The following is a 14,529-nucleotide window of genomic DNA, read 5'->3' on the forward strand; positions in this document are numbered from 1 at the left end:
CTCAGGCCCGCACCCGGTCGCCGGCCCGGCGCGCGGCCCGCGCGCCGTCGGTGAGTTCCTCGTGCTCGGCGCCGAGGGCGCCGGTCAGGAAGAGCATCCGGGCCAGGCCACGCTGGATCTTGCCGCTGGTGGTGCGGGGCACCGTGCCGGGACGGACCAGCACCACGCTCACCGCGCCGGTCCCGAACTCCCGCGACAGCAGGCGGCGGATCGCGGTGACCACCGCGGCGCGGGCCGCCGGATCGAGGGACCGGGCCCGGCACTCCTGCACCACGACGAGTTCCTCGTGCGGCACCTCCACGGTGAAGGCGGCGCCGACACCGCGGGACAGGCTCTCGTCCACGGCGCGCACCGCCACCTCGACGTCCTGCGGGTACAGGTTGCGGCCGTTGACGATCAGCAGTTCCTTGATCCGCCCGGTCACGTAGAGCTGACCGTCGCGCAGCAGGCCCAGGTCCCCGGTACGCAGGAAGCCGCCCTCGCCGTCGGCCAGCTCGTTGTCGAACACCTCCCGGGTGGCCGCCGGGTTGGCCCAGTAGCCCCGCGCCACGCTGGTGCCACGCATCCATATCTCGCCGATCCGGTCCGGCGGCTGCGGCAGCCGGGTGGCGGGATCGACGATCCGGATGTCGAACTCCGCCGTGGACTCGCCGCTGCTGACCAGGTCGCGCACCGGTTCCGGGTGGCCGCCGTCGACAGGTGTCACGACGTGCCGTTCCAGCTCCTCGGCGTCGACCGTGAGCACCACCGGCGGGCGACCGATGGTGGCGGCGCTGACGCTGAGCGTCATCTCGGCCAGGCCGTAACCGGGGCAGATGGCCTCCGGCCGCAGCCCGGCGGCGGCGAATCGGCGGCCGAACGCGGCCAGGGTGGCCGCCTGCACCGGTTCCGAGCCGTTGACGGCGCGCTTCCACCGGGACAGGTCGAGGCCGGCGATCTGCTCGTCGGTGATCCGTCGGGTGCACAGGTCGTACGCGAAGTTCGGCGCCGGGGAGATCTCGATGTCGTGCCGGTCGATCAGCCGGAGCCAGGTGGCGGGGCGTTTGAGGAACGTGGTGGCCGACATCCCGACGCTGCACCCGCCCCGCGAGAGCGGGGCCAGCAACTGTCCGATCAGGCCGAAGTCGTGGTACATGGGCAGCCAGCCGCCGACCCGTACGCCCTCCCCGCCACCGAGCAGCTCGTGGAACGCCCGCAGGTTGGGCAGCAGGTTCGCGTGGTCCACGACGACGCCCTTGGGGTCGCTCGTGGAGCCGGAGGTGTACTGCAGGAAGGCGATGGTCGACCCGTCGACGGCCGGCCGCCGCCACGCCGCCGTCGGCTCGGCGGGAACGTCGTCGAAGGCCAGGCACGGCACGTCGGACAGCCCGCACTCGGCCGCCCATTCGCGGACCGTGTCGAGGGCCGCGGCGTCGGTGACCACGGCGGCCACCTGGGCGTTGTGGGCGATGCCGGCCAGCCGGTCCCGTTGCCGACGGTAGCCGTCCGGCAGCGGGGCCGGGACCGGGATCGCCCCGGCGTGCTGGACGCCGAGGAAGTTCTCGGCGAAGGCGGTGCCGGGCTCGTTCAGCACGAGCACCCGGTCACCGGGACGGACGGTGCCGGCGAGCAGCGTGGCGATCTGCCGGGCCCGGGCGGCCAGGTCGGCCCACGACACCGTGCGCACCGCGACGTCACCCGGTCCGGGGTCGGCGTCGAAGATCAACGCCGGTCGCTCCGGGTGGATGGCGGCACGCTCCTGGAGCAGGTCGACGAAGGTTTCGTGGTCGGGCATCAGGCGCTCCCCCGCGGGTCGGTGACGTGCCGGACCAGCGTCCCGCCGGATCCGGCAGATGCAGAAGGCTCGATCGAGCGGGCGGTTGGGGTAGCCGAACAGGTATGCCAGGCCGTCACGGTGTCTCCTGCCAGCCACCGAGCCAACCCTGCGACACCCCGGCCAGGCCGACCGCGACCAGCGCCGCCCGTTGTTCGTCGGTCAGACCGGTGACGTCCGGCTCCGCCAGGCCGGAGGTGATCCAACTGGTCATCGCGGCCTGGGCGAGCCCGGCCCCGACCGACGCCGGGGGCCAGACCCCGTCCGCCTCCCCGCGGCGGACCGTCACCGCGTCCGCGCCGAGCAGGTAGCCGGCCGCCCACACCTCCAGAGCGAGTCGCCAGTGCAGGCCCGGTGGCAGGCCGGTGACCTCGAGCAGCCGGTCGAACCCGTCCACCACCTGGCTCACGGCCACCCCGACCAGGCCGCAGTGATCAGCCCAGTACCAGCCGAAACCGTGTTCGACGGGTTCCCCGGTGCCCGGCCGCAGCGGTCGCAGCAGGCACCGGTTGCGATGCAGTTGCACGGTGTAGGGCAGCTTCTCGTCGGAGCGGCACCGCCGCCCGAGGGCCTCCTCGGCGCTCGCGCTGAACTGCCAGTATGCCGGCGACAGCGCCGGGGCCGGCAGGAACACGGTGGCGTGGAACCGGCCCGGATGCCCGACGATCGTCGGATCGAACCGGTGGTCGACCAGGTGCGGCACGGTCCCGACGACCGGGATGCCCGCCTCCCGGCAGAACATCACCACCATCTCGTCGTCGTCCTTGACGTCGTCCGGAATGCCGGCCAGATAGTCGGCCAGCTCCCGGGCCAACGTCACCGGCAGGACGAACCCCTGGGTGGGGGTCCACTCGAACCGCGACAGCGGCGCGAACGGCCAACCGGCGATCACCGCGCGGCGGACCAGGTACGAGTTCTGCGGGCTGTCCCAGTGCGAGTAGAGCGAGATCCCGTGTTCCGGACGGGCCGCGATCGCCCGGTGCACCTGGGTGGCGAAGCCCCGGATCAGCCGGATGTCGTCCTGCAACACCAGGTGGTGGGTGGCGCCGTCGGCGACCGAGCGCCAGGCCACCTTCGCGGTACGCAACGGGCTGGGCACCCCGTCCGGATCCGGGTCGGTCACCACCCGGGCGGCCAGCGGGGCGCAGTCGCGCACCAGCGGTGGGATGCGCTCCCGTCGGCGCGGGTGGTGCATGATCGCCACGCTGAGCCGGATCTCGGTGGCCGTCACCGCGCTTCCGCGGCCGAGAGGCCGGCCGGAACGACCGGCTCCCCACCACGGCCGGCCGACCGGTAGGCCGCCTCGATCAGCGCCGTCGTGGTGACGACCTCACGCATCGGCCGCTCCCAGCCGATGCCCGTGGCGACCAGGCCGGCGAAGTCGGCGAACATGCCGCCGAACCACTCCTGGTGGGTCTGGTCCCGGTTCGGCGGGGCCAGGTCGGTGCGCTCCACCCCGTCCGCCGTGCGCACCTCGGCCACCCCGTCGTGCACGTCGGCCGTGCCGTCCGGCCCGCTGACCAGATAACGGTTGGACCGGGTGTCACTGACCCAGCTCAGGTCGATCTCACAGGTCCCGCCGTCGCCGAAATCCAGGTCCAGCCGGGCGGCCACGTCCATCCCGTCGGCGGCGTCGCCGCCCGCCCACTGCGCGACGCAGGAGACCGTCCGCGGCGCGTCGCCGAAGATCTGGGTGGCCATGTACGCGCAGTGCGTCCCGTGGTCGAGCATGATCCCGCCCCGGGCCACCGCGATGTCCCGACGCCAGTCCGGTTGCCATCCGGGCACGCCGCGGGCGTGCGAGTCACGGGCGATCCGGAACCGGGCCCGCAGCGGACCACCGAGCCGCCCGCCGGCGACCGCGCCGGTGAGCACCCGCATCATCGGCGAGAACCCGTAGTTGTGCGCGGGATAAAGCAGCAGGCCCCGGTCCCGGGCCAGGCTGATCAAATCGAGTGCCTCGTCGGTGCGCACCGCGACCGGCTTCTCGCAGATCACGTGCAGACCGGCGGCGAGCGCCTCGCGTTCCAGCTCGACGTGGTGGTTCGGTGGGGTGCAGATGTCGACCGCGTCCACCGGTTGGGCGGCGAGCAGCTCGGCCAGCGTCGTGTAGGTGGCCAGGCCGGGGTCGAGCCGCCGGGCCCGGGCCCGCCGATCCGGCGACGGGTCGAGCACCGCGACGACCCGGCCGGCGGTGACCGTACGGTATGCGTGCAGTCGCCCCTCTCCCGCGGTGCCGAAGCCGATGACGGCGATCCTCATGCCGGTCCCTCCTCAAGGTGCTGTGGCGCCGCGCCGTCGATCAACACGCGGCGAATGATCTCGACGGCCTGCTCGGCCAGTTCCGCGTCGACGTTCAGCGGCGGGTAGAGGCGCAGGGTGGTGCCCCCGGTCATCACCAGCACCCCGGCGTCGAGCAGCGCCAGGAACGTCTCCCGGAAGGCGCCCTTGTCCAGCGGCCGGCGGGACTGCTTGTCGGCGACCAGTTCGATGCCGATCGCGAACCCGGCGCCCCGGACGTCACCGACGATCGGGGACTCGTCGACGAGCGGTTCGAGCGCGGCGAGCATCTCCGCCCCGAGCTTGCCCACCCGGGTGGGCAGGTCCTCGTCGACCAGGACGTCCGTGGTGGTGGCGACCGCCCGGCAGGCCAACGGGAACGCGCCGAAGCTGGACGAGCTGGCGCTCGGGTCGGAGAACGGGCTGGCGGCCATCAGCTCCGCCGTGGAGATCACCCCGGTGACCGGGTATCCGGCGCCCATCCCCTTGCCCACCGTGACGATGTCCGGCACCACCTCGTCCCGCAGGAAGGCGAACGACTCACCGGTACGGCCGAAACCGGTCATCATCTCGTCGACGATCAGCAGCGCGTCGAACTCGTCGGCGACCGAGGCGAGCGCGTTCAGGTAGCCCGGTGGCGGCACCACGTTTCCCGACCGGCCCTGCACCGGCTCGACGACGAGCGCCGCCAGCGCGCCGGTGGAGTTCTCCTTGATGGTGTCCCGCACCGTCTCCACGCACGCGAAGCCGCAGCTCGGGAACGTCATCTTGAGCGGGCAGTGGTAGCAGTTGGCGTACGGCGCGCTGAAATAGCCGGAGGGCAGCGGCCCGAGACCGGTCCGCGCGCCGGCGGTGAGCGCCAGGCTGCCGAGCGTCTTGCCGTGGAAGCCACCCCAGAACGACAGGAACTCGTGCTTGCCGGTGACCGACTTGGCCAGCCGCAGCGCCGCTTCCACCGCCTCGGTGCCGCCGCTGTAGAGCTGGATCCGGTCCAGCGGCGGCGGCAGGAACGCACGCAGCGACTCGGCCATCGCCCGGCGGCCGGCGGACCCGAACGCCCCGGCCGGCGCGGTGGCCAGCTCGGCGGTGAGGGCGGCGATCAGGCGCGGGTTGGCGTGGCCGATCGAGTTGACCCCGCCGGCGCCCTGGAAGTCGATGATCTCGTTGCCGTCCGCGTCGACCAGGACCGCGCCGGCGGCGGACTCGACGCACAACTGCGCCCAGAGCATGACGGCCTGTAGGCCGGGGCCGATCACTTCCTGCTCAGCGGCCCAGTGCTGAGCACCACGCGGCCGGTCGGGAGAACGCCCGAAACGTCGGCCGTCGCCTGAACTTTCTGCCATCGCTCCGCCTCTCGGGTGCGGCCGATGCACCGGTCACGCCGACCGCGGGCCGCTTCCGCCCATGCTCGGGATCCGGCGGCGAGCCCGGGAGCCTCGATCGGCCACGACGAATGGGCATGCCCGGACGGCTGACACGTCCGGGCAGCGCGGCACCGTGGGGGACGCGGTTAGCGTGGCGCCGTGACCAGCACCGTGCAGGACCTCATCGACGTGGCGGCGCAGTCCGCGGTCGACGCCGGCCGGCTGCTCCGGCAGCGGTTCGGCGCCCCGATGCAGGCATCCACGAAGGAGGCGGCCCACGACGTCGTGACCGAGGCCGACCTGGCCGCCGAGGAGTTGATCCGCGCCGCGTTGCACGGTGCCGACGCACGCTCGACGGTGGTGGGTGAGGAAGGCGGCCGGCAGCACGGCGCCACGGTCGGGGCGGATGAACCGGTGTGGCTCGTCGACCCGATCGACGGCACCTACAACTTCGTCCGGGGCATCCCGTTCTTCTGCGTGTCGATCGGGCTGCGGATCGCCGGTCGTACCGTGGGCGGCTGCGTCTACGACCCGGTGCACGAGGAGTTGTTCACCGCGGCGGACGGCTGCGCGTGGCTGAACGGCGCCCGGCTGCCCGCGCGCACGTCCGCGCCGTCGGCACCACCGCTTGTGCTGTGCGACATCCCGAACGCCGGCGGGCCGCCGCCCACCGCCGAGACCGACCTGCTGGCCGCGCTGCTCACCGCCGCCGCGGACGTGCGACGGCTCGGTTCGTCCGCGCTGGCACTGGCGTACGTCGCGGCCGGTCGCGCCGACCTGGCCGCCAACGCGGACGTCTACGACTGGGACACCGCCGCCGGTCGCGCGCTGGTCACCGCGACCGGCGGCGGCTACCTGAGCCACCCCGATCCGCTGCCGACCCGGCGGCGGGGCAGCTTCGTCGCGTGGGCCCCGGCGTACGAGACCCTCGGCCGCGCGGTCGGCGAGGCCCTGCACACCGACAGCCTCGCGGAGACCAGGTGACACACGGGCGCTTTCTGTTCATGGGCGGCATGCACCGCAGCGGCACCACCCTGCTGGCCGCGCTGGTCGGCACGAATCCGCAGGTGGCCGGGTTCCGGCAGACCGGCGCGCCGATGGACGAGGGTCAGTACCTGCAGACCGTCTGCCCCTACGACGAGCAGCACGGCGGTCCGGGACGGTTCGCGTACGCCCCCGGGGCGCACATGACCGAGCACCACGAGCTGGCCACCCCGGCCACCGCCCGCCTGCTGCGTGAGCAGTGGGGCCGCTATCTCGACCCCGACCGTCCGGTCGTGCTGGAGAAGTCGCCGCCCAATCTGTTGCGGTTCCGGTTCTTCCAGCGGCTTTTCCCGGGATCGCGGTTCGTGCTCGTCACCCGGCATCCGGTGGGGGTGGCGATGAGCACCCGGAAGTGGACGCCGGCACTGACCGTGCGGCAGCTCGTCGAGCACTGGCTGCACGCCCACGAGCTGGCCCGGGCCGACGCCACGCACCTCGACGCGCTGCTCACCGTCCGCTACGAGGACCTGATGGACGACCCGGGCCGGACGCTTGACGCCATCGCGGCCTTCGCCGGGATTCCACCGGCCTTCGACGCCGGTGACCTGGACCGGGACACCAACACCCGGTACCTGCACGCCTGGCGGCAGGGCCCGGGAGCCGAGGACGACCTCGCCGACCTCGCCGAGCGGGTCGAACGGCACGGCTACCGGCTGCCCGCGACCGCCTGAACCGGCTTCGTCTGAGAGGAGAGCACGAATGTCCCGGTTGCTCATCGTGCACGGCACCGGCGGACCACGACGCTCCGACGACTCGGTCCGCCGGGAGTGGATCAGCTCCATCGAGGACGGTCTCGCGCTGGCCGGTTATCCGGCGGTGGCGCCGGACGCCACCCTGGTCAACCTCGACGCCCCGGACCGCGTGCCGGCCTTCGGGGACGGCGATCCGGCCGCCGAGGCGGCACTGCTGCGGCGCTGCTGGCGGGCCGCCACCTTCGACGGCGATGCCGGTGCGGAGCCCGTCGGCGAGGGCGCGTTGGCCGCCCGCCTGGCCTGGTCCCGTTACTTCTGCGGCCTGACCGTCGAGGAGCTGACCGGGACCCTGCGTCAGGTGCGGGCGTTCGCCACCGGCCCGGCGGCCGGGCATCCGGCGATCGGCGACGTACGCGCGGCGCTCGGCCCGGACACCGAGATCGTGATCGGCCACTGCCTGGGCGGGGTGGCCGCCGCGCTGGCCCTGACCGGTGCCGGTGCCGCCGCGCCGGCGTTGATCACCCTGGGCGCACCGCACCCCCCGGCCGTGGGACCGCCGACGTCCGGGCCGGCCACCTGGGTTGATCTCACCGACGTACAGGACACGCTGCTCCTGGCGGCCGGGACCGCTCCGGCCGGCGTCACCGGGAGGGTGTCGCTCGACTGCGATCCCCGGGTGCGCGGCGCACGTAATTATCTGGCCTCGCCGGAGTTCGGCAAGGTGCTCGGCAGCCTGCTGGAGACCTCTCAGGGCGGGTGATCCCCGGTGCGGGAGCATGTCCGGAACGAGACATGGTCCTGGATGGAGCGTGCCGTCGTCGGTTTCGATGATTCGTGTGACTCCGAGTGAGAGGAGCGCGGTCATGACCGCGACGATCGTCGAACACCATCCGCACCGAGAGTCGGCAAGCCTGCGCATCGGACTGGTAATGATCAACGACATCCTGCGGGACGGCCTCAGCGTGGCGCTCCGCGGCCTGGCCATGACCACGTCCGTCCGCGCCTACCGCTCGATGCCCGAATTGCTGACCGAGGCCGTCGACAAGCGACCGGAAGTGCTCGTCGTCAACGCGGCCGACGGCGTCGCCGGCATCGCGGCAGCCGCGCTGATCGCCCCGAACAGCAAGATCGTCATGCTGATCCACGACGCCCGTGCCGCCGAGGCGGTGCTGGCCGACGGCATCGTGGTGGACGGCTTCCTGCTCCAGCAGGATCTGTCCGGTCGCACCCTGGAGAACGCGCTACGAGCGATCATGACTGGTGAGGTGCCGATGCCCGCGGTCCTGGCGCAGCAACTGCTGGCCCGGGCGGGCATCCGCCGTACGCCCTCGTCGATGGCACCCATCAAGCTGACGCCGCGTGAGCACGAGACGTTGTTGCTGCTCGTCGAGGGGCTGAGCAACAAGCAGATCGCGCGACGCCTCAAGATCTCCGACCACGGGGCGAAGCGGCTGGTGGCTGGGGTGCTGCTCAAGCTGGGGTGCACCAATCGGACGTCGGCGGTGGTCACCGCCATCCGCTCCGGCCTGGTGGAGTGCGCGTAGGGCGGGCGCCGGGCGGTCGTGCCGGCGCTCGGGAAACACGAAGGTGGCGACGCCCCCCGGCGCCGCCACCTTCGACTCTTTCTCAGACCGCCTGTGGTAGCGGGGGCCGCTCGTAGAGCCCGTGCGCGGCCAGCTTGATGCCGAGCTCGAGCCGGCTCCGGGCACCCAGCATCTGCATGATCTGCGTGACCTGCCGTTGCACGGTGCGGGTGGACACCGCCAGCGCCCGCGCGACCACGTCGTCGGTGGCCCCGCCGGCCAACCGCCGCAGCACGTCACGCTGCAACGGGTTGAGCCTGCCGTGCAGGTCGTGCTCGTCCGCCCGAGCTTCGGACCAGTGATGCTGGAAGATCGTCACCAGCGCCTGCACCGCGGTGGGCGAGCGAACCGCCAGCGGTGCCGCGGCCCCACCCCGCGACACGATCGCCAGATTGCGGTCCAGCACGACCATCAGGGTCGGTGAGTGCTTGCCGCTCCGCACGTCGGCCCGGACGCCCAGCAGGGCCTTCAGCCGGGCCCCCCGGTCCAGCAGGGTCTCCCCGGCCACGACCGCGCGCACCTGGGCGGCCCCCGACCATCCGACCCGGATCGGCGAGGTCCGGACCGGGTCCGGTTCGGACATCAGCGCACAGTTGGCCGGAATCAGCGCGAGCACCTCGTCGCGCGCGGCCCTGATCACCCGCGTCGCCAACCGCCACCCCGCACCCTCGGCCCCGGTGGCTGTCGGTTCGAACCCCATGGCTCCGTTCTGCGTCATCTCTCCCCCGAGTTGCCGTCGCACGCGCCCCTGCGCGTGCGACGCGGACAGTGATTGAAACGTAGCGATCGGCGAACGGCGCGGGTACCGGGGAATCCCTGGCCCGGGAGTCGGATTTCCACCCGCTCGACCGCCCTACGCCCCCCAGCCGGCGGAACTGTTGGACCGGAGGTACATCAACACCGCCCGCACCCGCCGGTGCACGCCCTCCGCCGCGTCGATCTGCAGCCGCTCCAGGATGCTTGTCACGTATGACTCGATGGTCTTGCTGCTCAGACGCAGGCGGTCGGCGATCGCCCGGTTGGTGAGCCCCTGCGCCATCAGTGCCAGCACCTCCTGCTCCCGGACGGTCAGGCGGTCGATCCGGCCGCCGGTGCGGTGTCGGGCCATCAACTCCTCGACCAGGGCCGGATCGATGACCGCGCCGCCGTTCGTCAGCTCCCGTAAGGCGGTGACCACCTGCTCGACGTCGAGGATGCGCTCCTTGAGCAGGTATCCGACGCCTCCCTCGCCGGAGTTGACGATCGCCAGCGCGTACTCCGTCTCGATGTGCATGGAGAGGACCAGCACCGCGATGCCGGGGTAGTCCCGCCGGATCCGCTCGGCGACGGCCAGGCCCTCGGTGGTGTAGGTCGGTGGCATCCGGATGTCGACGATCGCCGCGTCCGGACGGTGCGCGGCCACCGTGTCCAGCAACTCGTGCGCGTCCTTCACCGCCGCGAGCACGGTCATCCCGGACTGCCGGAGGAGGGCGGACAAGCCCTCCCGGATCAGCACCGCGTCGTCTGCGATGACAATACGCACGGAATCACCGTCCGTAGCGTCGTGCCGACCCCGGGTCGGCTATCCAGTTCCAGCCGACCACCCAGCGTCTCGACGCGGCGGCTGAGGTGGCTCAGGCTGTCTTGGTCGTCAAGGGGTCGGGTCGAGCCGGAGCCGTTGTCGCACACCTCCAGGTGCAGGCGGTTCTCCTCCATGCGCATCCGGATCACCACCGTCGTGGCGCCACCGTGCCGAACCGCGTTGGTCAACGCCTCCGCCACGACGAAGTAGGCGGCTTCCGCCACCTCCCGGGGAACCAGACGAGGCCGCCCTTCGATCCGCACCGTCACCGGCGTGTTGACGGTCAACGCGGCCAGCGCCTCGTGCAGCTCACGCCGATCCAGGGCGGGGGGACGCAGCCCTCGGCTCAGCAGCCGCAACTCGGTCAGCGCCATGGTCAGCTCGGTGACCGCCGTGTCCAGGTGGGCGTCGGCCTCGGCCGTGTCCCGGATGGTCTTGCGCGCCATCTGCAACAGCAGCGTCGCGTTGATCAGCCGGAGTTGCGCGCCGTCGTGCAGGTCCCGTTCGATCTCGCTGCGCGCCCGGTGCCGGCCGTTCCGCGCCTCCTGCTCGTACCGACGTTCCCAGAGCGCGGCGTCGGCCTGCCACCCACGCGCGTTGGCGAGCAGGATCAACGGCGGTATCAGGATCTGCAACACCACGGCGGCGGCATTGCCCACCAGCCACGCCACATGCGACGGGGTGGTCAACACGGGCACCACCGCCGCGGCGCTCACCTGCAGACAGATGAGGATGCCCGGGACCGCCACGATCCGCTGCGCGCCCTGCCATCGCCGGATCAGGTGGACGGCGAGCCAGATCGCCACCACCGAGACCACCAGCCGCGCGGCCACCGGCTGGTACGGCTCGGCGGCCCAGCCCGGCGCGGGCAGGCAGGCCAGGCACGGGTCGATCGCGCTGGCCGGCGCGGCACGGTTGTCGACGACCAGCAGCGGCAACCCGCCGAGCGCGGCCACCAGCAGGACGCGGTCCGCCCGGGTGAGTGTCCGGCCGTGCGGCTGGGTGACCAGGATGACCACCAGGAGAGTCCAGACCAGCGAGTGCGCGACGGCGGCCATGCCGGTGCCCGACACGCCCTGCAGCGGCCCGGTGCTACGGGCCAGCCAGACCATCGCGACGCCGAAGAACAGCATGCCGGTCAGCGGGTTGGCGGTCGACCCGATCAGGATCAACCCGGCGGTGCCGTAGGAACAGACGAGCGCCAGCGCGGTCGCGACGAAGAGCGTGGTCTCCGGGTCACCGGACTGGATCACCCGGACCGTGGCGACCAGGCTTCCGCCCAGCATCACACAGACCAGCATGGCGACAGCCGCGCTCCGCAGCGCTGGTCCCGCGTCCACTCGGCTGACCCTGGCAGGCATCGGAAGCCGGACCAATCGTCCCTCCGCGGTCGGTAGCCGATGGGAGCCGACCACTGGAGGGTGGCGAAACCGACGAACGTTCGCTCGACGGTCGCGACGCGATCCCTGAAGATGATCAATCCGCTTGGATCGGGTCTCCGCGATCGACATCAATACTATCGCATCGTCGATTAATCGGGAGCCCATAAATTGCATAGGCGTTTCCGCAGAAGCGGCCCTTACTCACCCACAGCCGCCGTAGCGGCCCCAAGCGCTCGAACCGGACAGCTCACCGAGCCGTCAACCGATGTCACCCACAAGTTCGATGGAATTCATCCTCCCATTCGGGTCACCGGTTCGGGCATAACCCCTTATCCGCTCCACTCCATCCATACGGCATCGAATTCCATCCCGCGCAAGCGTCTGCGATCGCCGACCGGGTCGGGCCGGCCGCCGGCACGGGCGGCGGGAATCAGTTGGTCACCAGGCCCGATAAAGCCACCCAGGGGAGGGCGAGTCCGCGCATTCCGGCATTCAGGATAATCGTTGTCCATGCCCAGGAAGCAGGTTCGCGTATACCTCCGGCAGCTCCTCGCCGGGTCCTGAACAATAGAGGTACGACTGACGTGATCCCCGCACGACGCCATCGGCCCGAAGCCCAATACACCCGACCTGATTCGGCTGGTGCGCCCGAACGGTGACCTGGACGTCCGAATCAGGCGGTCGCCCGCGCGCAGACCATCGGATGCAGCAGCCGGGACAGTTCGGCGACGTCGGCGACGGGCCGCTCGAAGGCGACCCGGATCCGCCGGGTCGCGCCGGGCCGCCCGTACGCGACGAGCAGCCCGTACCTGTCGATGCGGACCACCCGTGGCGATTCGGCGACCGGCAGCTTCAGCCGTCGGCACAGGTGGCCGGCGACCTGCTCGCCGTGGTGGTCGGCGAGGTCGGCCAACAACTCCGCCTCGACCGCGTGCAGCGGGTCGGGCTCGGCCTCCGCGAACGCCGCCGGGTCGATGCGGCGAACACCGCCGGCGCGTTCCCACCGGGCCTCGGCCACCTCGAACCGGTGCAGGCGGAACCGGCGACCCACGTCGAGCAGGTCCCCGGTCGGCTGGGTGACGGCGAAGTCCACCGCGGCCCGGCGCGCCTCGTCCCCGTCCAGCCGCTTCGCCCAGCCGGAGATCCAGGCCCGGCCGAGCGAGGGGGCGCCGGCGGCGGGCGGCAGGTCGAGCACGTCGAGGACGGTGGCGACGTCGGTGGCGTCCGGCGGCGACAGCGCGGCGGCGAGGTCACTGACGATCGGCACCAGCAGCAGCACCCGGCCGTCCGGGTCGGTGGCGTGTCGGACCTGGTGCGGCCCGGCGTGTCGGGCCAGGTGGACGAGGGCGGGCAGCCGGCCCGCGACGAGGGTACGCACGATCTCCGCCGGGCTGGGACGCATGCTCCCGACCTCCTCAATAAAGGTTAGCCTTACCTAACCTGGAGGCTAGACCATGGGACAGCGGTCGTCGACGCGAACCAGCCCGGCTCCGCGCCGCGTCACCGCCGGCGGGCGTGCCCGATCCGGCGCAGCACCCCGTGCCAGGCGGGCGTCTCGCGGGAGTCGTCGAACGCCCGCGCGACCACGACGTCGGTGGAGGAGTGCGCCAGGATCGAGATGACGATGGTCAACGCCACCAGGTGGAACACCTCGTCGCCGGCGGCGATGCCGGATTCGAGGACCAGCAGCCCGTAGACGACCGAGGCGAAGCCCTTCGGGCCGAACCACATCGCGGCGGCCTGCTCCCGCAGGCCCAGTCCGGAGCGCAGGAAGGAGATCCACAGCGCCACCGGTCGGGCCACCACGATGGCCAGGACGGCGAAGACCCAGCCGGCCCAGGAGATCTCCCCGAGGAAGTCCACCGAGATCAGCGCTCCGAACACCAGCAGCGCGGCGAGTTTCAGCAGCTCGGCGACGTTCTCCCCGAAGTGCTCGAACGCGGCGCGCTCGCGCGGCCCGAAGGTGGCCACGGTGATGCCGGCGGCGAACGCGGCGAGGAACAGGTTGCCGTGGGTGACCTTGCCCAGCGCCAACACCAGCAGCCCGATCGCCACCCCGTTGAGCGGCGCGTACGCCGCGGACGCGGCGAACCAGCGGGTGCGCTCCAGCGCGATGGCGGCCAGTGGCACCAGCACGCCGATCAGCAGTCCCACCGCCAGCTCGGTGCCCAACTCCCCCAGGTGCAGGTCCTCGGAGCCGGCCGCGACGGCCAGCAGCACGACCACGAAGGGCAGGGCGAGCCCGTCGTTGACGCCGGACTCGACGTTGAGCAGGTGCCGCAGCCGGGCGGGCACCTTGTCGTTGCCGACCAGCGCGGCGGCGAAGACCGGGTCGGTGGGGGCGAGGATCGCCCCGATCAGCAGCGCCTCCGGCCAGCCGAGGCCGGCGACGTAGTGGGCCAGCACGGCGGTGACGAGCAGGGTCAGCGGCAGCCCCCAGCCCAGTGCGCGCCCGGGCAACCGCCACGCCGAGCGCAGGTCGGCCCACCCGACGCGCATTCCGTCGGTGAACAGCACCGCGAACAGCGCCAACTCGGCCAGTTGCGCCACGATCGGGGAGTCGGCGCGCAGGTGCAGCACGCCGGTGGTGTCCTCACCGAGCAGGAAACCGGCGACCAGGAACAGCGCCGCGGTCGACAGGATGGTGCGGTGGGCCAGCGCGGACACGAGCACGGCGGCCAGCAGGACGGCGGCGAAGCACAGCAGCAGCACGGGGATCCCTCCGGGGCGCGGACGATCACGGTGCCGACCAGTCTTCCCGGCGCTCCACGGATCCCGGTGATCATAACGCCCGGCGCGACGGGCGCGAC

13 protein-coding genes are annotated in these 14,529 nt (G+C 72.1%); 4 read left to right on the forward strand and 9 right to left on the reverse strand.

Annotation, left to right across the window (positions count from 1 at the left end; genetic code table 11):
• Position 1: 1 nt before the first annotated feature.
• The 4 genes from O7619_RS02440 to O7619_RS02455 all read right to left on the reverse strand — a co-directional run bounded on the left by O7619_RS02440 (position 2) and on the right by O7619_RS02455 (position 5,349).
• On the reverse strand, positions 2–1,774 hold the full coding sequence (locus tag O7619_RS02440) for a fatty acyl-AMP ligase (protein WP_282285403.1): 1,773 nt from the start codon (positions 1,772–1,774) through the stop codon (positions 2–4).
• Positions 1,775–1,889: 115 nt separating this feature from the next.
• Positions 1,890–3,044, reverse strand: coding sequence for a hypothetical protein (locus tag O7619_RS02445; RefSeq protein ID WP_282285404.1), 1,155 nt, complete (start codon positions 3,042–3,044; stop codon positions 1,890–1,892).
• Positions 3,041–4,075: a Gfo/Idh/MocA family oxidoreductase gene (locus O7619_RS02450; protein WP_282285405.1), complete on the reverse strand. Its 1,035-nt coding sequence runs from the start codon at positions 4,073–4,075 to the stop codon at positions 3,041–3,043. Before O7619_RS02450 ends, O7619_RS02445 begins: the two co-directional genes overlap by 4 nt.
• Complete coding sequence (locus tag O7619_RS02455; protein ID WP_282285406.1) at positions 4,072–5,349, reverse strand: aspartate aminotransferase family protein; 1,278 nt, start codon at positions 5,347–5,349, stop codon at positions 4,072–4,074. Before O7619_RS02455 ends, O7619_RS02450 begins: the two co-directional genes overlap by 4 nt.
• Positions 5,350–5,616: 267 nt before the next feature.
• On the opposite strand from O7619_RS02455, the gene O7619_RS02460 reads away from it, so the two are divergent.
• The 4 genes from O7619_RS02460 to O7619_RS02475 all read left to right on the forward strand — a co-directional run bounded on the left by O7619_RS02460 (position 5,617) and on the right by O7619_RS02475 (position 8,737).
• On the forward strand, positions 5,617–6,441 hold the full coding sequence (locus O7619_RS02460; protein WP_282285407.1) for an inositol monophosphatase: 825 nt from the start codon (positions 5,617–5,619) through the stop codon (positions 6,439–6,441).
• Positions 6,438–7,172: a sulfotransferase gene (locus O7619_RS02465; protein WP_282285408.1), complete on the forward strand. Its 735-nt coding sequence runs from the start codon at positions 6,438–6,440 to the stop codon at positions 7,170–7,172. The genes O7619_RS02460 and O7619_RS02465 overlap by 4 nt, the downstream gene beginning before the upstream one ends.
• Before the next feature lie 28 nt (positions 7,173–7,200).
• On the forward strand, positions 7,201–7,953 hold the full coding sequence (locus O7619_RS02470) for a hypothetical protein (protein ID WP_282285409.1): 753 nt from the start codon (positions 7,201–7,203) through the stop codon (positions 7,951–7,953).
• A 103-nt stretch (positions 7,954–8,056) separates the two neighbouring features.
• Complete coding sequence (locus O7619_RS02475; protein ID WP_282285410.1) at positions 8,057–8,737, forward strand: response regulator transcription factor; 681 nt, start codon at positions 8,057–8,059, stop codon at positions 8,735–8,737.
• An 82-nt stretch (positions 8,738–8,819) separates the two neighbouring features.
• Here O7619_RS02475 and O7619_RS02480 read toward each other — a convergent pair whose 3' ends face one another.
• The 5 genes from O7619_RS02480 to O7619_RS02500 all read right to left on the reverse strand — a co-directional run bounded on the left by O7619_RS02480 (position 8,820) and on the right by O7619_RS02500 (position 14,431).
• Positions 8,820–9,494, reverse strand: coding sequence for a helix-turn-helix transcriptional regulator (locus O7619_RS02480; RefSeq protein ID WP_282285411.1), 675 nt, complete (start codon positions 9,492–9,494; stop codon positions 8,820–8,822).
• Positions 9,495–9,629: 135 nt separating this feature from the next.
• Complete coding sequence (locus tag O7619_RS02485) at positions 9,630–10,298, reverse strand: response regulator transcription factor (RefSeq protein WP_282285412.1); 669 nt, start codon at positions 10,296–10,298, stop codon at positions 9,630–9,632.
• A complete protein-coding gene (locus O7619_RS02490; RefSeq protein ID WP_282285413.1) occupies positions 10,265–11,677 on the reverse strand; it encodes a histidine kinase in 1,413 nt (470 codons plus the stop codon). Before O7619_RS02490 ends, O7619_RS02485 begins: the two co-directional genes overlap by 34 nt.
• Before the next feature lie 715 nt (positions 11,678–12,392).
• Positions 12,393–13,121, reverse strand: a complete 729-nt coding sequence (locus O7619_RS02495; protein ID WP_282285414.1) for a DUF2470 domain-containing protein — start codon at positions 13,119–13,121, stop codon at positions 12,393–12,395.
• A 98-nt stretch (positions 13,122–13,219) separates the two neighbouring features.
• Positions 13,220–14,431 (reverse strand): cation:proton antiporter, encoded by a 1,212-nt coding sequence (locus O7619_RS02500; RefSeq protein ID WP_282285415.1) that lies wholly within the window; start codon positions 14,429–14,431, stop codon positions 13,220–13,222.
• Between the last annotated feature and the right edge of the window lie 98 nt (positions 14,432–14,529).

It is taken from the genome of Micromonospora sp. WMMD998 (genome assembly GCF_029581235.1).
Classification (GTDB): Bacteria; Actinomycetota; Actinomycetes; order Mycobacteriales; family Micromonosporaceae; genus Micromonospora.

Bases quoted from the DNA above. Each gene is read 5' to 3' on its own strand.
- O7619_RS02480 (WP_282285411.1), bottom strand. From the start codon at position 9,494: ATGACGCAGAACGGAGCCATGGGGTTCGAACCGACAGCCACCGGGGCC.
- O7619_RS02450 (WP_282285405.1), bottom strand. From the start codon at position 4,075: ATGAGGATCGCCGTCATCGGCTTCGGCACCGCGGGAGAGGGGCGACTG.
- O7619_RS02440 (WP_282285403.1), bottom strand. From the start codon at position 1,774: ATGCCCGACCACGAAACCTTCGTCGACCTGCTCCAGGAGCGTGCCGCC.
- O7619_RS02475 (WP_282285410.1), top strand. From the start codon at position 8,057: ATGACCGCGACGATCGTCGAACACCATCCGCACCGAGAGTCGGCAAGC.
- O7619_RS02470 (WP_282285409.1), top strand. From the start codon at position 7,201: ATGTCCCGGTTGCTCATCGTGCACGGCACCGGCGGACCACGACGCTCC.
- O7619_RS02495 (WP_282285414.1), bottom strand. From the start codon at position 13,121: ATGCGTCCCAGCCCGGCGGAGATCGTGCGTACCCTCGTCGCGGGCCGG.